Genomic DNA, 17,852 nt, shown 5'->3' on the forward strand with positions numbered 1-17,852 from the left:
TATCATTTGCGCGACCTGCGTCCTTTTGCTTTAATCGCGACCCATTCCTATTTAGACCCGCAACGGTCACTCTGGACGCTTGCTCTGATGACGGTCGCCGACACCTCACTCGTGCAGAATCTCTACCTCAGCCATCACCGCTGGCTGCACGAGCTATTGCGTCGGCGCCTGAGCAACGCAATGGATGCCGCCGACCTTGCGCATGACACTTTCATCCGCGTGCTCAAGCGTCCGCAAACCTTCAACGGCGAAGTCCACGAACGCTCTTATCTGGCGACCATTGCCCGCGGCTTGTGCGTCGATCACTGGCGCCGTCGGCAACTGGAACAGACCTGGCTGGAAACCCTCGCCAATCGCCCGCCGGCCCTGCAGCCCTCGCCCGAGCAACAGGCGATCATCGTCGAGACCCTGCTGGAAGTGGACGCCATGCTCCAGCGCCTGCCGCAGCGGGTCAGCGACGCGTTCATCCTCACGCAATTGCACGGCATGCCCTACAAACTGATCGCCGAACAAATCGGCGTCAGCGAACGGATGATCAAGAAATATCTGGCGCAGGCAATGATGCATTGCGCCATTCTTGAAGCCGAACTCGATGGTCTGCTGATTGAATAACGCCACGCAAACACTCAGCCACGCCAGCCTCGAACAAGCGGCGCACTGGTACGTGCAATTGCATGACGAGCCGGTCGCCGAACAGGAACATCTGCGCTGGCAGGCCTGGCTGGCACAGAGCCCCGAGCATCAGGCCGCCTGGCGTTATATCGAACGGGTCGGCCAGCGTTTTGCGCCGTTGCAGCAAGAGACCGAAGCCGTCAGCCACACCTTGCGCAGCAGCGCGCGCACGTCGATCAGCCGTCGTCAGTCGCTCAAAGGTTTGCTGATTCTGGCCGCGACCGGCATGGCCGGATGGGCGATCGAGCGCAACACGCCGCTGATGGATTCAGTCGAGCGATTGACCGCCGACCTCTCGACCGGCACCGGCGAAACCCGCGAAGCGACGTTGAGCGACGGTAGTCGCATCTGGCTCAACGCCTTGAGTGCCTTGAACGTGCGTTTCGATGCGCACCAGCGCCTGCTGCAACTGCGTGCCGGCGAAGTGCTGATCGACACCGCCAAAGACCTCGGCCGAGCCTTTTGGGTCGAGACCGAACATGGCCGCATGCGTGCGCTGGGCACGCGTTTCAGCGTACGGCAGAACGAGCACAACACCGTACTGAATGTCTTTGAAGGCGCGGTCGAAGCCACTAACCGTCAGGGCGAAACCGCCGTGATTCAGGCCGGTCAGCAAATCAACTTCAGCACTGAACGCATGAACATCGCCAGCGCTGCCGATCTTTCCCGCGAGGCCTGGCGCCGGGGTGTGTTGCTGGCCGATAACCTGCCGCTGGGCAAGTTGATCGAGGAGCTCAGCCGTTATCGCGCGGGGCATCTGCATTGCGATCCGGTCGTGGCCGCGTTACCGGTGATGGGTTCATTCCCGCTCAAGGACACCGATCAAGCCTTGCGTCTGCTGGAAGCGGCGCTGCCGATCCGCATCAACAAAACCTTCGATTGGTGGGTCAGCGTCGGGCCGAAAGCCTGAGGATTTTTTTCATATCGCGGTTCCCTTTTGGCGGGTTCATTCGGTTAACCCCAAGCAGCCCTCACTTCGTTGATCGCCCCGGGAACTCCATGTTGCGCTCTACCCTCGCCCGCACTCGTTTTGCCCTGGCCGTGGCGTCTGCCATGCCAGCGGTGTGCGCGTTGGCGGAGGGACAGATTCAGCATTATTCGGTTGCGCCCGGTTCGTTGGTCACAGTGCTCAACCGCTTCGCCGAACAGAGCGGCGTGTTTATCGCCGGGCACAATGACCTTGCAGCGGACAAGCGCAGCCCCGGCCTCAGCGGCGATTTCACGCCACAACAGGCGCTGCAAATCCTGCTCAAGGGCAGCGGCCTGCAAGCCCAGCCGCAATCGGACGGCGGTTATGTTTTGCGCAGCGCAGCCATTGCAAGTCCGCTACAACTGGACGCCACCACCATCAACGGCAAAACCCTCGGCGCGATCACCGAGGACACTCACGCCTACACCACCGGCGTCAGCGCATCCGCCACCGGCCTGGCGCTGTCGCTGCGCGAAACCCCGCAGTCGGTGACCGTGATCACCCGCCAGCAAATCGATGACCAAGGCGCCAACGGCATCGCCGATGTGCTGCGCCGTGCACCGGGAATCATCGTGCAGAACTACGACAGCGAGCGCTGGGAGTTTTCCAGCCGTGGCGCGCCGATCACCAATTTCCAGTACGACGGCGTCAATACCGACTACGACGGCGTCTACGATTACGGCACCACCAGCACCGACATGGCAACTTTCGACCGCGTCGAAATCATCAAGGGCGCAACGGGTTTGATGACCGGTTCCGGCGACCCTTCGGCCACGGTGAACCTGATCCGCAAACGCCCTACTCCGGCGTTCAAAGCCGCGCTCAGCGGCAGCGTCGGGTCGTGGGACAACTACCGCAGCGAAGCCGATATCTCCGGCGTTCTGAACAGCAACCTGCGTGCACGTTTTGTCGGCGTTCATCAGGAGCGCAGCGCCCACGCCGATCACTACCAGAACACCAAGGACATCGCTTACGCCATCGTCGAAACCGATCTCAGTCCGGACACTCTGCTGACCTTCGGTTTCGACCAGCAAAACACTCGCTCACGCGGCGCGAGCTGGACCGGTTTTCCGATGTTCTACAGCGATGGTTCACGGACGAATTTCTCTCGCTCGTTCAACCCGGCCACTGACTGGAGCCGTCGCGATTTCACCAATCAGACTGTGTTCGCTTCCGTCGCCCGACAACTGCAAAACGACTGGACGCTGAAGCTCAGCTACGACCGCAAACACCGCGAGCACGACACCTTGCTCGGCTCGGCCAGCGGCGGCAATCCGAACCCGGTGACGGGCGATGGCATGTTCCTGTATATGGGCAAATTCAAGGGCGACGAGGTGCAGGACAACGTCGATCTCAACCTCGGTGGGCCGTTCTCGTTGTTCGGTCGCGAGCACCAGATGATCGTCGGTTTCATGTCGATGAACTCGCGCCAGAACAACCCGGTGTACGGCTCGGTTTATCCGCCGCTGGACGGCAGTATTTTCGACTGGCACGGCGAGTTCGCCAAACCCGATATCCCGAAGATCGGCACCGACGACATCAGCCAACGCCAGACCGGCGCGTACGTCTCGACCCGCTTCAAGGCCAGCGACGATCTGGCGCTGATCCTCGGCGGACGCGTCAGTGATTTCACCGCCAGCGACCACCTCGACTACAGCGACCCGGCCACGGCCGATGTGCGCGATGGCTACCGCCAGACCGGCGTGGTCACGCCTTACGCCGGCGCGGTCTACGACCTCAACGCTACCTACTCGTTGTACACCAGTTACACGCGCATTTATCAGCCGCAACTGAGCAAGGACGCTTCGCGCCAAGTGCTCGACCCGGTGCAAGGCGACAGCTATGAAGCGGGGATAAAAGCCGAATATTTCGACGGTCGGGTCAACGCCAGTTTTGCCGTGTTTCGCATCGAACAAGACAACGTCGCCGAGCAGGTCAGCGGCTTCGACACGCAGGCTGTTTATCGCGCGGTGCAAGGCGCGACCACCAAAGGTTTCGAGTTAGAACTGGCTGGCGAAGTCGCCGACGGCTGGAACCTCTCCGCCGGTTACGCCTACAACCACACCCGCGATGCCAACGGCGATCCGGTCTATGCCTCGATCCTGCAAACCACCGCGCCGGAGCAGTTAGTCCGCCTGTTCAGCAGCTATCGCCTGCCCGGTGTCTGGGAAAACCTGACCCTGGGCGGCGGCATCAGTTGGCAGAGCGAATTCTTCGGCAACGTGTTCCAGCCCGACGCCGATCAGAACGTGCGCATTACTCAGAACAGTTATTACCTGGTCGACGCGATGGCGCGCTACCGCTTCAACGAACATTTGAGCACCACGCTCAACGTGAAAAACGTCTTCGACAAAACCTACTACACCGGCCTCGGCAACTTCGGCACCGGCTTCTACGGCGAACCGCGCAGCTTGCAACTGGCGGCGCGCTGGGATTTTTGACGCCGCGACTTGTCGATCTACGGCACGGCCATTCGACCAAGTACTGTCTACGCTGAAAGTCCAGCGTGTCTAACCTGCCGAGGATGACTGTCATGCAACGCTTTCAAAAAATCACGCCGTGCCTGTGGTTCGATGATCAGGCCGAAGCGGCGGCGAAGTTCTACTGCTCGATCTTCGATCACGCGAAAATCACCGGCCTGACCCACTACAGCAAGGTCGGTCAGGAATTTCACGGCAAGCCGGAAGGCGCGGTGATGACCGTCAGTTTTGAGCTCGATGGCCATACGTTTACCGGGCTGAATGGCGGGCCGATGTTCACGTTCAGTGAAGCGATTTCGTTTCAGGTCAATTGTCAGAATCAGGAAGAAGTCGACCATTTCTGGGGCCAACTGTCTGCGGGCGGCCCGGTCGAGGCCCAGCAATGCGGCTGGCTCAAGGACAAGTTCGGCGTGTCGTGGCAAATCGTCCCGGTGGCGTTTATGCAGATGATGCTGGACGCCGACACCAGCAAGTCGCAGCGGGCCATGCAGGCGATGTTCAAAATGAAAAAACTCGACATTGCCGAACTGGAACGGGCCTTTGCCGGCCAGAGCTAATACACTCGGGCACTGGCCTGCCGGGAATAACCATAATGAAACACGCTGCCGCCAAAAACCCTGAAAAAGCCCCGCGCTTCTGGCGCGACGACGCCATGCCCTTTATCGAAGCGCGGGCCATCGCCGATGGTCGCGAAGTCTGTTACGCCCGGCATTCCCACGCGCACTTTTCCATCGGCGCGATCACTGCCGGGCGCAGTACTTATGTGCATGAACAGGCGCAATTCGAGGTGGCGGCGGGCACCGTGGTGTTGATGAATCCGGGCGACGTGCATGCCTGCAATCCGATTGATGATCAGCCGTGGTCGTACGTGATGCTGTACGTCGAAACGCCGTGGCTGACGGATTTGCAGCATCAGTTGGGGTTTGGTGAGGATCTGGAATTTCGCCGGTTTTCCGCCACGCACTTGCAGGATGCGGCGCTGTTTCGCGGCTTGATGGCGCTGTACGAAGTGTTGGTCGACGATCAGCAGGATGTGCTACGTAAACAGAGCACGGCGGTGGAGTTTTTCAGCGATCTGCAATTGCGCCTGAACCCCGCCGGGCAAGCGTTGCGCGAGCCGAATTACAAACTGGAACGGGCGGCGGATTTCATTGGTGAGCACTGCACGGAACTGCTCAGCCTTGAGGATATTTGCGCGGCGGCGCAGCTGTCACCGTCGTATTTGATCCGCGCGTTCAAGCAGCATTACGGCATGACCCCGCATGCATTTTTGGTCAATCAGCGCATCCAGTTTGCCCGCGAGCGTTTGCGTGGCGGGCAGTTGATTGCCGATGTGGCGCTGGAGGCTGGGTTTGCTGATCAAGCGCATTTTCAGCGCGCGTTCAAACAACACCTGGCCGCAACCCCCGGCCAATATCGTGGCTGACCGCGATCCAATGTAGGAGTGAGCCTGCTCGCGATAGAGGTGTGTCAGCCACACATTTTTTATTGAAAGACCGCTATCGCGAGCAGGCTCACTCCTACAAGGGGTCAGGTGATCAGCAGGTAGATTGCGCTGACTGCCAGCAAGAGCGCCATGCTGCGGTTAAACCAGCGCATCCCCGCCGCATTGCTCAAATACCCGCGCAAGAACGTCCCGGCATACACCCAGCAACCCACCGACACATAGCAAATCACCAGATACACCGCCGCAAACTGCCAGACCAGCCGCGCCTCACCATCGGCGACAAACGCGCCCATCCCCGCTACACAGGCCAGCCACGCCTTGGGGTTGAGCCATTGCATCACCGCGCCGTATAGCATCGACGGCGCCCGCGCTGACCCCTTGGCGTTCAGTTGCCCATCATCGGTAGCCAGTTTCCACGCCATGAACAGCAAAAACGCCACCCCGGCCAGTTGCACCACGCGAGTCATGAATGGCCAGAGCTGCAGCACTTCATGCAGCCCCAACCCCATCAGCACCAAGAGCAACACAAACCCTAACGTGGCCCCGGCGACATGCCGCTGACTGGCGCGAAAGCCGAACTGCGCCCCCGAACTCAACGCCACAATATTCACCGGCCCCGGCGTGATGGACGCCGCCAGCGCAAACGCCGCCATCGAAACAATCAGACTCATCGCACACCTGCTTCAAAACAAGGAACAAGGCGCCCACCCTAACCAGCGCCCGATCCCCGGTATTGAAGAAAATCACCCTGCCCACACAAATCCCCTGTGGGAGCGGGCTTGCTCGCGAAAGCGCCAGATCAGGCACATCCATGTTGAATGTGCCGACGCCTTCGTGAGCAAGCCCACTCCCACAGGGGATTGTGGTTAGACAGAGATTCTTAAACCGATCAGTCCAGACGCGGCACGGTGAAGCGGAATTCGCTGCCCTGCCCCGGTTCGCTCTCGGCGACGATCCGCCCGCCATGAGCCTCGACGATGCCTTGGGTGATGTACAAACCCAAACCGGTGCCAGTCGGGTTGCCGTCCTTCACCGTCCAGTAACGATCGAACACGTGCGGCAGGTTCTCCTTGGGAATACCCTCGCCGCTGTCACGCACGGTGAAGACAATTTCATCGCCCACCGACTTCGCACGCACGCCGACGGTGCCCAGACGCGGAGTGAATTTGATCGCGTTACCGATCAGATTCGACAGCACCTGAAACAGCCGCTCAGGATCGCCATGAATGCTCAGATCCGCGTCGGCCTCAAAGGAAATGCTGATGTCCTTGTCGATTGCCAACGGTGCGAGCAGCGATTGTGCCTCCTCAAACATCTGCCCGACGTCGAGTTTCTGCGGGGTGATGGTGTAGCGCCCGGCGTCGATTTTCGAGGTGTCGAGCAAGTCTTCCAGCAGCGTGTTCATGCGCCCGGCCGCTTGTTGCATGGTGTCGATGGCCGTGGAGATCCGTCGCGACGTATGCGGGCCGTCAGAGCTGAAAGCCTTCTGCATCATGCCGCAGAGCATCGAGATCACCGTCATCGGGTTGCGCAGATCGTGGGAAACCACCGCCACCAGTTCATCACGGGCACGCACCGCTTCCTGCTCGCGTCGAACCTGCCGCGCCAGATCATTTTCCAGCGCCGAACGCCGCAGATCGTTGGCCGCAAACAGATCGCCGTGGCTCCATTTGGTGGAGATCCCGGCCATCTCGACTTTCCAGATTTCAAACGACGTACGCGGGCGCAACCGCAGGCCGGCGTCGGAGTTTTCCAGATCCAGCGGTTTGCGCGGATCGCCACTCCAATTGATGTTTTCCTTCACCTCCGGGCGGAACCACAGCACGCCGTTGTCGACCGGTTTCGGCAGGCTCATGGCGAGCACGCCGCTGGCGACTTGCTGATACTGCGCGGCCGGCGGGTAAACGCTGGCCAGATGATGACTGGAGAAAACCGCCTCGCCGCTGTCCTGCAACCACTTGTGCAGGGCGCGGATTTCGTCCGGCTCCGGACAGTTGCCGTAACGGTGCAATTGCTTGTCTTCGATGATCGCAATGCCGCCGGCGCCGGTCAGTGCCATCAGCACTTCGGGCTGGTTAGCCAGACCGTCGAAGACATTCTGCGGCGAGTCGATCATCGCTTGATTGAGCATCGCCAGCGCGTCGACTTTTGCTTCGCGCTGACGGCTGACTTCCAGCGCCTCCATCGCACTGATTTGCAGCGACAACACCTGGCCGATGGTCTGGCAGGCGGCACGCAATTCGTGCGGCACATGCAGCGGTTCGCGGTTGCCGCAGCTGATCAGGCCCCAGAGTTTGTCACCCTTGAGCAGGGAAATACTCATCGACGACAACACGCCCATGTTCTTCATGTATTGGCAGTGAATCGGCGACACGCTGCGCAGCGTGGCGAAACTCAAGTCCAGCGGCGTTTGCGTGTCCGGACGCAGCTTCGGCACCAGCGGCACCGGCTCGTACGCGGCATCCGGGATGATCCGCAGCCAGTTGGTGCGATACAGCTCGCGGGCCTGCTCGGGAATGTCGGACGCCGGGAAGAACAGACCGTTGAACACTTCCATCGACGGATCGGACGCTTCGGCAATGACTTGGCCGTGGCCCTCTTCTTCGAAGCGATAAATCAGCACCCGGTCGTAACCGGTCATCGCCTGAATTTCTTTGACGCTGATGTCGTACAGCGCCTGCAACGTCGTCGCGCCTTGCAGCCGATGGAGCATGCGGCCCAAATGGGTTTCGCTGCCGGCGACGTTGCGCGGCTGGAAGTTTTCGACGTGGATTTCCAGTTCGAGAATCAACACGCCTTGATGACGGTGCAGCAAGCCTTCGAACGCCATGTCGTTGAGTCGAAACAGCAATGGCGCCGAGTCGGACAAAGTTGGCTGTTGCAACGTCTCGCGTACTTGCGCGGCGTGTTCATCGCCAATCAGGCTTTGCAGCGGTTGTCCGATCAACTCCAGCGCCGGACGGCCGAGCAGGCTCTCGATGTTGGCGCTGACCTGAATGATCTCCAGCGCAGGCTCGCTCAAGGTCAGCAGCAACCCGTGCGGCTGGATCGCGCCAGGGAACCGAATCGGTTCGTCGGCACAGTTGGCCAGCAGTTCTTCAAAGGCTTGTTTGTCTTGCGGAGTCATGCCAGTACCTCCCGGCTTTCGAGCCAGCGCTCGAAACAGCTGAATGTGGTGTGTGCGGCCGCCACCACGGCCTTGCGCTCGTCCGCATCCATCGGTCGACTGCCCAGGTATTCCATGAAATCACGCCAGCGACGGCCGGTGACGGCGCCGTAGACATCGAGAAAAGCCGCGCCGTTATCGGCTTCCAGGCCTAACCGCGCAGAAATTTCCCGGCGCAGGATTTGCCCGCCGAGCGTTGCGCCTTCGAGCACGTACAGTATGCCGAGGCAGCTGGCGCCGGAATTGATCTGCGGCAATTGGCTACAGATCGGCAGGCGGTTGATGGCTTCATCCGCGACGCCCAACGCTTGCAGGTCGCCGTGCAAGGTGGCGGTTTTGAGACGTGGCGTCAGATCGAAATCGGCGGGGATGCAGTGGCTGTCCAGCAATGCGCTTTCCAGCGGCAGGTAGAAGCCGTAGTAAGCCTGCATCAGCCGTTGAAAAGCCTGAATATCGAGGGCGTCGGAGAAAAAAGGAAGGCGTTTTTCCAGTGCGATGTGCAGGTCGGCAGTGCCGGCTCGCAGATCTTGCAGCACCGGTGGCACATAAACTTCACGGGCCTTTGCTTGCATGTAGATCGCTCTTGGTGAGGCCGCCTGGGGCCATTCGGGGTTGGCATCGCATCGAGGGATTTTACACGGCACAGGTCATTTTTCTGACCCGACGACTAGTTTTTTAAGACGAAACCACCGCCCTCTGACCTTTCAGAGTTTCAGATTTCGCAAAAAGTTCGAACGGTTTCGCCAGTACCGCCGGGCGCTGTACCGCGACAGCACTGCCTGACTGTACGGGTCGGGCCGCACGGGGGCTGTGATAAAAATGCGCTTCTGGTTTCTGGAGTGCTGTCATGGATCTGGCCACGCTGTCGCTGTTTCTCCCCGCCTGCTTCGCCCTGAACATGGCCCCCGGCCCGAACAATTTGCTGTCGGTGAGCAACGCCACGCGTTACGGCTTTCAGCGCGCCTGCTCGGCGGGTATCGGGCGGATTCTGGCGTTTGCCGGGATGATTGCGCTGGCGGGCGCCGGTCTGTCGGTGGTGTTGCAGACGTCGGAATGGCTGTTTCAGGCGATCAAGATCGTGGGCGCGGCGTATTTGTTGTACATGGCCTGGCAACTGTGGCGCGCCAACACCGAAACCGAGGAGGAAATAGCCGGGGCTTCGGTGGGATTCTGGGCGTTGGCGCGACAGGAGTTTCTGGTGGCCGCCGGCAATCCGAAAGCGATCCTGTTGTTCACCGCGTTTTTGCCGCAGTTCGTCGACCCTGGCCGCCCGGTGCCAGCACAGTTCGCCGTGTTGGGTGTGCTGTTTCTGTCGCTGGAGTGGATCGCCATCAGCGCCTACGCCTACATGGGCCTGCACATGCGCCGCTGGTTCGCCGAGCCACGCGGCAAGCGCATTTTCAATCGGTGCTGCGCGGGACTGTTGTCGGCGGCGGCTTCGGTGTTGCTGCTGGCGAAACGTGCGTGAGGTTTACGCCTCGGACGGGCCTTTGAGTTCGACCTGATTGCCATCCGGGTCGAAGCAGTACAGTGAGAGGCCTTTGCCTTCAGCGCCGAAACGCGATTCGGCTTTGGCCACGGTCAGGCCGAAGGATTGCAGATGTTCGGTCAGCGCCACTTCATCGAACGGTTCGATGCGCAGGCAGAAGTGATCGACGTTACGCCGCTCGACCCCGGCCGCCCCACCGCCCTTGCGGCCGAGTTCGCCTTGCAGGTCGACGAGGTCGATCATTGAGGTGCCGGCGCGCAGGTGGATCAGGCCCAGCGGCTCGTTGCGCTTGACCACCTCGGCGCCGAAAACCTGGCCGTAGAAATCGATGCTGCGTTGCAGATCCTCGACGCGCAGGACGATGTGGTCGATGTGATGAATGGAAAACGGATGCATAACTCAACGCCTCACACAGTGTAGGAGCTGCCGAAGGCTGCGATCTTTTGATCTGATCGTTCCCACGCTCTGCGTGGGAATGCAGCCGCGGACGCTCCGCGTCCAAGGATCAAAAGATCGCAGCCTTCGGCAGCTCCTACACGGTAGTTCAGGTGATGTGGGAATTCACTGTCGATTTTTCGGTGGAGCCATCGACAATCTGGTTTTACTCTCAAGCCATGAACATACAAACCGCTGTCCTGCCGCCCCACGCCGAGATGGTTCGCGCCATGCTTGAACGCGACACTGCCTATGAAGGCGTGTTCTTCACGGCCGTGAAAACCACCGGGATTTTCTGCCGCCCGAGTTGCACGGCGCGCAAGCCGAAACCGGAGAACGTCGAGTTTTTCGCCCATGCCGATGAATGCATGTCGGCCGGTTATCGCGCCTGTCTGCGCTGCAAACCGCTGGACGCCGCCGCCATTGCGCCGGACTGGGTGCAGACGCTGCTCAAAGCAGTCGAAGCTGATCCCGAGGTGCGTTGGAGCGATGCGCAATTGCTCGCCGAAGGCATCGAGCCGCTGAAGTTGCGGCGCTGGTTCAAACAGCATTTCGGCATGACCTTCCATGCCTGGCTGCGCACGCGTCGATTGGGCATGGCGTTGGGCGGAATCAAGCAAGGCACGTCGATTGATCACGCCGCGTTCGACTCGGGCTATGAATCGCTCAGCGGTTTTCGTGATGCGTTTCAGAAGTCATTCCACATCACGCCGGGGCGCGCGGCGCAGAGTGAACCGCTGCTGTTCACCCGCCTGACCACGCCGCTGGGGCCGATGATCGCCATGGCCGAACGTCGTGGGCTGGTGTTGCTGGAGTTTCTTGATCGCCCGGCGTTGACCCGCGAAGTCGAGGAATTGCAGAACCGCTACGGCTATGCGGTCGTGCCGGGACACAACGGACATCTGCAGCAGATCGAACAGCAACTGGCGGCGTACTTTGCCGGCACACTCAGCGAATTTACCGTGCCGCTGCACTTGCCCGGCAGCGAGTTTGCGCGGCAGGTCTGGTCGGCGCTGCAGCAAATCCCCTACGGGCAGACCAGCACCTACGGCACCATCGCCACCGCGCTGGGCAAACCCGGCGCGAGTCGCGCGGTGGGCCTGGCCAATGGACACAATCGGTTGTCGATTGTGGTGCCGTGTCATCGGGTGATCGGCGCGGATGGCTCGCTCACCGGCTATGGTGGAGGACAGCCGCGCAAGGCATTTCTGCTCAGGCTGGAAAACGCCGCGGTACAGCTCACGCAACCCCTGGCCTTCTGACCAATTGATCGATCAACAAAAGGCAATTTTTGAAAAGCATGTCCGCCTATCAAGCGGCCAGCGAGTTTCTGGCCGCGCTCGACGAAGACTGGCAGCAGCACATCGCCGCTGTCGGCCCGTGCCTGCATCAACCGCATCCGGCGCGTGATCCGTACGAGTCGCTGGTGCGCGCGATCGCTTATCAGCAACTGCACGCCAAGGCTGGGGATGCAATTGTCGGGCGGCTGGTGGGGTTGTTTGGCGGAGAGTCCTTTCCGCGCCCCGAGCAGATCCTCGCGACTGACTTTGATCGAATGCGCAGTTGCGGCTTTTCGGGCGGCAAGATCGCGACCATTCAAGGGATCGCCCAAGCAACGCTGGACGGCGTGGTACCGGATTATGCGACGGCCCTGGCGATGGACGATGAGGCGCTGATCGAACGCTTGATCAGCCTGCGCGGGGTCGGTCGCTGGACGGTGGAAATGCTGCTGATCTACAGCCTTGAACGCATGGACATTCTGCCGGCGGATGATTTCGGTGTGCGTGAAGGTTATCGGCGCTTGAAAAGCCTCGACGTACAACCGACACGCAAACAGATGATCGACATCGGCCAGGCCTGGAGCCCACACCGCACAGTCGCCGCATGGTACCTATGGCGAGTGGCCAAACCCTGAAACCCCAACGCTTATAGGTGCTGCGGAACCATGGGACTGTGTGATTGTGGGTCTGTAGGAGCTGTCGAGTGCAACGAGGCTGCGATCTTTTGATCCTGATCTTTTAAAAGCCAAAAGATCGCAGCCTCGTTGCCTCGACAGCTCCTACAGTGGAAATGAGAGTTCGGCCTCTGGGTGGGCGTCTGCTCACACCCACGCAACAGCCAACAATCCAGCGCCAAGCACCACGCACAACGGCGAATACACCCACGTATCAAGCCGCGAAAACCGTGAGCCTTTGACCTCTTTGAAAAACCCCACCAGGTTCGAATCACCAATCGCCCGGGCGAACAGCAACAGCGCAATCGCGCTGATCCCCCATTGCAGCGACCAGTGATGCACCGGCGCGAATCCCCAACCAACCCGCATACACACCAGCGCCGCAATCACCAACAGCGCCGCCGCGACCAGCAACGTGATCCAGCCGGAAGGTTTAAACGCCGGGCGCACCGTCGCCACCAAACCTTGCACCGGCACTTGCGGCACGGCCGCCACCGCCGCCCATTGCCCGCCCAGCGCCCAGTACACATGCACCAGGGCGATCACCGCAAAAACCGTCACCAGCCATTGAGCCAACACAAAGGTCATGGTCGAGAATCCTTGGAAAGGGATTTGAACAAATCATCCTAGTTGGCATTTTTTGAAGTGCACGACCGATCGGCGGTACGGTAAAGTGCCGCCCCATGAAATTCTCCCGTACCGATCGCTCACTGCTGGCCTGGATGCTGTATTGCTGCGTCCTGTTCAACGTGTTCGCCTGCAGCATCGGTCACGGACAAATGGTCGGCATGCAGCTGAACGGTATCGGCGGCCAGTTCTGTACGGTCGACCCGGCCACGCAAGCGCCAATCGCCAACAACCCCACCGAAGAAAAACTGCCGACCCTGTCCAAGGCGTTCGGCTGTCCGCTGTGCTCGGTCGGCGGCGGCATGGGCCCGGCGTTCAACTCCAGCCTGACCCTCGCCGTTCTGCCGGAACAACACAGCCCGCCGCTGGCGCCCATTGTCAGCGCCGACCTCCCTGCCCGCTTCACCTGGCCCTCGGCCAACCCTCGCGCCCCACCGCTCGCCTGAGTATTTCTGCCTTTTTGATCTGTCAGCCCACTGCGCCAACGCGCGGCGTGTGCCTGTGCGCTGACGCCTAGACAAGCATTCAGGATTCAATGATGAAACAACTCACTTTGCTGGCGAGCCTGTGCGGCTGCCTGTCCGTCAACGTCTGGGCGCAATCCACCGTGGATCTGGCGCCCATCACCATCGATGGCGAATCCGGCGCCGAACCGGGCCTGAGCCTCGACCAGTCCAGCGGCATGGCCTCGCGCCTCGGCCTCAGCCTGCGCGACACCCCGGCCTCGGTGGCCATCGCCAACCGCAACGACATCGAACGCCACGGCGCGCAGAACTTCCAGGACGCCGCCAACACCCTGCCCGGCGTCAATGCCAGCGCACCGCCGGGTTTCGGCGGATTCGTCTCTTATCGCGGCTTCACCAGCAGCCAGATCACGCAGATGTTCAACGGCATCAACGTCTCCGGCGGTCTCGCCCGACCGGTGGACGCGTGGATCTACGACCGGGTGGAACTGGTCGGCGGCCCGTCGTCGCTGATCAACGGCGCAGGCTCGGTCGGCGGTTCGCTGAACTACGTGACCAAACTCGCCACGCGCGATGAACAAGCCATCGAAGGCCGGGTCAGCTACGGTACTTACGACACCACCGAAACCGCGTTCGGCCTCAACCGTGCTCTGACCGAGCCGAGCGCCAACATCCAGCACTACGCCCGACTCGACGTCAGCCACAACACCAGCAACGGCTACATCGACCGCCAGGAACGCGATGCCTGGAGCGTGGCGTTCTCGTTGCTCAGCGACCTGACGCCAAATCTGTCGCACACGTTGGCGCTGGAATACCAGGACGAGCACGAGGACAGTCCGTATTGGGGAACCCCAGTGCTCAATCCCAAGGCCGGCGAGCTGAAGATCGACAAACACAACCGCTTCAACAACTACAACGTCGAGGACGGCCGCTACGAGCAACGAACCATCTGGGTGCGCTCGATCATCGACTACCGCATCAACGACAGCACCACACTGCGCAACACGCTGTATCACCTCGACAGCCAGCGCGATTACCGCAACCTCGAAACCTACCAGTACAACGCCGACAACACGGCGGTGAACCGCTCAACCGCGTATCAGGTGCGCCATCAGGGTGAGCAGAACGGCAACCAGTTCGAACTGCGCCACGACAACACGCTGTTGGGACTTGAGACGACGTGGTCGGGCGGTTTCGAATACAAGGTCAACCAGACCACCAACTATCCGCTGAACGTCAAAGGCGCCAGCACAGTTGATCCGAACAACTACCGGCCGGGGCATTTCTACGACATACCCGGCACCAACCCGGCGTTGATCAGCGACAAGACCAACGAGGTCACCACCAAAGCCTTATTCGTGGAAAACCGCTTGGCGTTGACCGACAAACTGTCGCTGCTCACCGGTCTGCGTTATGACGATATCGACCTCGACGTGACCAACCACCGAGTGGTGACCGCCGCTAATGCCAAGCACCTTAGACGCAGCTGGGAACCGCTCACTGGCCGCGCCGGCCTGACGTACCAGTTCATCCCGTCGGCCAACGTTTACGTGCAATACAGCACCGCCGCCGAGCAACCGAACGGCACCCAGGACTTCGACGTCTCGACGGGCAAGCAATGGGAAATCGGCAGCAAGTTCGAATATCTGAACGGGCGCGGTTCGGCGACGTTGGCGGCGTATACGATTGAGCGCAAAGACTTCGCCGTGACCGATCCACTGGATCCGACCAGCAGCATTCCGGTGGGCCAGCAAACGTCGAAAGGCATTGAGATCGCCAGTTCGCTGCGGATCACCGACAAGCTGTTGGCCGAAGGCAACTTCGCCTGGGTCGATGCGCAGTACGACGATTTCACCGAGAAAAACGCTGCCGGCGTGGTGGTGTCGCGCAAGGGCAACACGCCGACCAACGTACCGGATCGCGTGGGGAACCTGTGGCTGACTTATGATTTTTCGCCGCAATGGCAAGGAGGGGTTGATGCGCGCTATGTGGCGTCGGTGTTTGCCGATACGGCCAATACGATGACAGTGCCGTCGTACACGTTGTTCGGCAGCTTCCTCAGCTACAAGGTGGATTCGCACACGACTGTGACCGGGCGGGTGCGCAATTTGACCAATGAGGTGTATGCCGAATTTGCGCATGTGTCGCCGGCATATTACCTCGGGACGCCGCGTACTTTTGAATTGGCGGTGGCAACGAAATTCTAAAAAAACCTGTAGGAGCTGCCGAAGGCTGCGATCTTTTGATCTCGCTTTTAAAACAATCAAAATCAAAAGATCGCAGCCTTCGGCAGCTCCTACAGGATCGCGTCGGCTATAGACTTGCGGATACTTTGTCTGCCACATCCTTCGGCAACCAGGCCTGCCACACATCCGGATGCGCCTTCATAAACGCCACCGCCGCTTCCCGTGGTGCCGTGTGCTTCTCGCTCATCTCGGCCAACGCCTTGTTCAATGGCTCAATCGGAAAATCGACCTTGCTGAAGAACTCGGTAATCTGCGGATACTGCTTCTGAAACGGCGTCGACACGCCAATCGACAGCTTCGAAGCCAGCGAACGGGTCGGTTTTGGATTGGGATTATCGGCATCCGTCAGCGTCTTCCACGCTTCGGCATCAAACGCCGGCTCTTCCAGTTGCACCAGTTTGAATTTGCCCAGCAGCGGCGTCGGCGACCAGTAGTAGAACAACACCGGCTTACCGCGACGAATCGATGAACTGATTTCGGCATCCAGCGCCGCGCCCGAACCACTGCGGAAATTGGTGTAGTCGTCCTGCAACCCGTACGCCGTCAGCTTCTGCTTGTTGACCACTTCCGAGGTTCAGCCGATCGGGCTGTTGAGGAACCGGCCCTTGCTCGGGTTTTCCGCATCCTTGAACACGTCCTTGTATTTTTTCAGGTCACTGACACTGCGCAAGTCTGGCGCCAGCGGCTTGATGCCTTTGGCCGGATCACCCTTGATCACGTATTCCGGCACCCACCAGCCTTCGGTGGCGCCTTTGACGGTATCGCCGACGCTGACCACTTTGCCTTCCGCCTCAGCCTTGACCCACACCGGACTGCGCCCGGCCCACTCCTCGCCAATGACCTGAATGTCATTGTTGGCCAGCGCGGTTTCCAGCGTGATGGTGGTGCCGGGCAGCGTGTCGGTCGGCAGCCCGTAGCCCTTCTCGACGATGATGCGCAACACATCGGTGATTAGGCTGCCGCTTTCCCAGTTCAGGTCAGCGAAATGGATTGGCGTCTCGGCCGCCATCACCGCTTGCGCCGACGTCAGCATCCCGAATGTCGCCACGCTGGCGGCCAATAACCGTCGAAATCCGTTCATCTATTACCCCTCGTGCTGTTCACAGCATTGGCAGGATGGCCTGACAGAAGACCGCAAGCCTCTGAATACTCAGTCAACTGACTGTAGCCGAGGTTCCAGTGTTTTCAGGTAGATGATCCGGTCGAGGTTATGTTTCAGATTTTTCCTGCAAGCTTTGTAGCTAGCGTCTGACCATGGCGGCGTATTCCGCCGGCCGCAAGGTGTAGATCTGCGACGCCACCCAGCCCAGCCAGGCGCCCTGCATTGGCGCCTTCGACGCGTACAAACGCTGGGCTTCCTCGCGCGCCGTGTCGAGGTTCTGCGAGTGGAAGTCCGCCCGGCTCACTCGCTGGCCTTGAAGGTCACCAGTTCGCCTTTGCGCCATTTGGCGGCTTTGGCGGTGACGGCTTTCAGCGTTTTGGTCAGGCCTTCCTGCAGTTGCTCATTGGCGGCGAACACCGTGACTACGCTGTGGCCTTCTTTGAACAGAATCGCCTGGCCATCGGCCGTCGTGACAAAGGCGTAGTCGCCCAAGCCATAGACCGTCAGTTTGATTTCGCGAAAACGGATGTCCATCTTGCCGCCTTCACGGCTGGGCAAGACCGACGCACTGAAATGATCGCCAACCTTGAGCTTAAGCCCGGGTTTGTCATCGACCACCAAGGCACTTTCGGTGTCGATTTCGGCGACGTAAATGCCTTCGGCGCTCTGCTCGGTGATGTAAACAAAACGCGATTGAAACAGCTTGACCAGCTTCGCGCGCAAATCACCCAGCACGAACAAAGCATGCATATCGAGGTTACTGACTGCCAAAGAAACATCCCCACATCTGAAAAAGCCGC

The 17,852-nt window shown here is 60.2% G+C and carries 17 protein-coding genes and 1 pseudogene; 10 read left to right on the plus strand and 8 right to left on the minus strand.

Annotated elements, in window-relative coordinates; all coding sequences use genetic code 11:
• The first annotated feature begins 87 nt into the window (after window positions 1-87).
• From ACZZ0D_RS13110 to ACZZ0D_RS13130, 5 genes are all read left to right on the plus strand, one after another.
• Entirely contained in the window at window positions 88-612 is a 525-nt protein-coding gene (locus tag ACZZ0D_RS13110; protein WP_463553468.1) for a sigma-70 family RNA polymerase sigma factor, read from the plus strand.
• Entirely contained in the window at window positions 605-1,582 is a 978-nt protein-coding gene (locus ACZZ0D_RS13115) for a FecR domain-containing protein (protein ID WP_463553469.1), read from the plus strand. The genes ACZZ0D_RS13110 and ACZZ0D_RS13115 overlap by 8 nt, the downstream gene beginning before the upstream one ends.
• Window positions 1,583-1,725: 143 nt before the next feature.
• Window positions 1,726-4,083: a TonB-dependent siderophore receptor gene (locus tag ACZZ0D_RS13120; protein WP_463554807.1), complete on the plus strand. Its 2,358-nt coding sequence runs from the start codon at window positions 1,726-1,728 to the stop codon at window positions 4,081-4,083.
• 92 nt (window positions 4,084-4,175) lie between these two features.
• Window positions 4,176-4,679, plus strand: a complete 504-nt coding sequence (locus ACZZ0D_RS13125; protein WP_053119343.1) for a VOC family protein — start codon at window positions 4,176-4,178, stop codon at window positions 4,677-4,679.
• Between the two features lie 35 nt (window positions 4,680-4,714).
• Window positions 4,715-5,548: a helix-turn-helix transcriptional regulator gene (locus ACZZ0D_RS13130; RefSeq protein WP_463553470.1), complete on the plus strand. Its 834-nt coding sequence runs from the start codon at window positions 4,715-4,717 to the stop codon at window positions 5,546-5,548.
• A 104-nt stretch (window positions 5,549-5,652) separates the two neighbouring features.
• Here the strand turns inward: ACZZ0D_RS13130 and ACZZ0D_RS13135 are convergent, their stop codons facing one another.
• The 3 genes from ACZZ0D_RS13135 to ACZZ0D_RS13145 all read right to left on the minus strand — a co-directional run bounded on the left by ACZZ0D_RS13135 (window position 5,653) and on the right by ACZZ0D_RS13145 (window position 9,307).
• Window positions 5,653-6,240 (minus strand): LysE family translocator, encoded by a 588-nt coding sequence (locus ACZZ0D_RS13135; protein WP_463553471.1) that lies wholly within the window; start codon window positions 6,238-6,240, stop codon window positions 5,653-5,655.
• 218 nt (window positions 6,241-6,458) lie between these two features.
• The gene (locus tag ACZZ0D_RS13140) at window positions 6,459-8,696 is read right to left on the minus strand and encodes an ATP-binding protein (protein WP_463553472.1); all 2,238 of its coding nucleotides are present in this window, start codon (window positions 8,694-8,696) and stop codon (window positions 6,459-6,461) included.
• The gene (locus tag ACZZ0D_RS13145; RefSeq protein ID WP_463553473.1) at window positions 8,693-9,307 is read right to left on the minus strand and encodes a biliverdin-producing heme oxygenase; all 615 of its coding nucleotides are present in this window, start codon (window positions 9,305-9,307) and stop codon (window positions 8,693-8,695) included. Before ACZZ0D_RS13145 ends, ACZZ0D_RS13140 begins: the two co-directional genes overlap by 4 nt.
• 275 nt (window positions 9,308-9,582) lie before the next feature.
• On the opposite strand from ACZZ0D_RS13145, the gene ACZZ0D_RS13150 reads away from it, so the two are divergent.
• Window positions 9,583-10,203: a LysE family translocator gene (locus ACZZ0D_RS13150; protein ID WP_159815658.1), complete on the plus strand. Its 621-nt coding sequence runs from the start codon at window positions 9,583-9,585 to the stop codon at window positions 10,201-10,203.
• A 3-nt stretch (window positions 10,204-10,206) separates the two neighbouring features.
• Here the strand turns inward: ACZZ0D_RS13150 and ACZZ0D_RS13155 are convergent, their stop codons facing one another.
• Window positions 10,207-10,620: a VOC family protein gene (locus tag ACZZ0D_RS13155; RefSeq protein ID WP_212549238.1), complete on the minus strand. Its 414-nt coding sequence runs from the start codon at window positions 10,618-10,620 to the stop codon at window positions 10,207-10,209.
• Between the two features lie 218 nt (window positions 10,621-10,838).
• On the opposite strand from ACZZ0D_RS13155, the gene ACZZ0D_RS13160 reads away from it, so the two are divergent.
• Together ACZZ0D_RS13160 and ACZZ0D_RS13165 are read left to right on the plus strand one after the other, a co-directional pair.
• Window positions 10,839-11,921, plus strand: coding sequence for a bifunctional transcriptional activator/DNA repair enzyme AdaA (locus ACZZ0D_RS13160; protein WP_463553474.1), 1,083 nt, complete (start codon window positions 10,839-10,841; stop codon window positions 11,919-11,921).
• A 38-nt stretch (window positions 11,922-11,959) separates the two neighbouring features.
• Complete coding sequence (locus ACZZ0D_RS13165) at window positions 11,960-12,574, plus strand: DNA-3-methyladenine glycosylase family protein (RefSeq protein WP_463553475.1); 615 nt, start codon at window positions 11,960-11,962, stop codon at window positions 12,572-12,574.
• A gap of 186 nt (window positions 12,575-12,760) precedes the next feature.
• Here the strand turns inward: ACZZ0D_RS13165 and ACZZ0D_RS13170 are convergent, their stop codons facing one another.
• Entirely contained in the window at window positions 12,761-13,201 is a 441-nt protein-coding gene (locus tag ACZZ0D_RS13170; RefSeq protein WP_053120960.1) for a DUF3995 domain-containing protein, read from the minus strand.
• A gap of 95 nt (window positions 13,202-13,296) precedes the next feature.
• Between ACZZ0D_RS13170 and ACZZ0D_RS13175 the strand changes: the two genes are divergently transcribed.
• Entirely contained in the window at window positions 13,297-13,686 is a 390-nt protein-coding gene (locus tag ACZZ0D_RS13175) for a DUF2946 domain-containing protein (RefSeq protein WP_159815167.1), read from the plus strand.
• Window positions 13,687-13,778: 92 nt separating this feature from the next.
• Entirely contained in the window at window positions 13,779-15,911 is a 2,133-nt protein-coding gene (locus ACZZ0D_RS13180) for a TonB-dependent receptor (RefSeq protein WP_463553476.1), read from the plus strand.
• A 106-nt stretch (window positions 15,912-16,017) separates the two neighbouring features.
• On the opposite strand, the pseudogene ACZZ0D_RS13185 reads toward ACZZ0D_RS13180, so the two are convergent.
• From ACZZ0D_RS13185 to ACZZ0D_RS13195, 3 genes and pseudogenes are all read right to left on the minus strand, one after another.
• Window positions 16,018-17,031 (minus strand): annotated as a pseudogene (locus ACZZ0D_RS13185) (ABC transporter substrate-binding protein).
• A gap of 160 nt (window positions 17,032-17,191) precedes the next feature.
• Window positions 17,192-17,356, minus strand: coding sequence for a hypothetical protein (locus ACZZ0D_RS13190; RefSeq protein ID WP_463553477.1), 165 nt, complete (start codon window positions 17,354-17,356; stop codon window positions 17,192-17,194).
• Complete coding sequence (locus tag ACZZ0D_RS13195) at window positions 17,353-17,823, minus strand: hypothetical protein (RefSeq protein ID WP_082341448.1); 471 nt, start codon at window positions 17,821-17,823, stop codon at window positions 17,353-17,355. The genes ACZZ0D_RS13190 and ACZZ0D_RS13195 overlap by 4 nt, the downstream gene beginning before the upstream one ends.
• Between the last annotated feature and the right edge of the window lie 29 nt (window positions 17,824-17,852).

It is taken from the genome of Pseudomonas sp. AC193 (assembly GCF_979258075.1).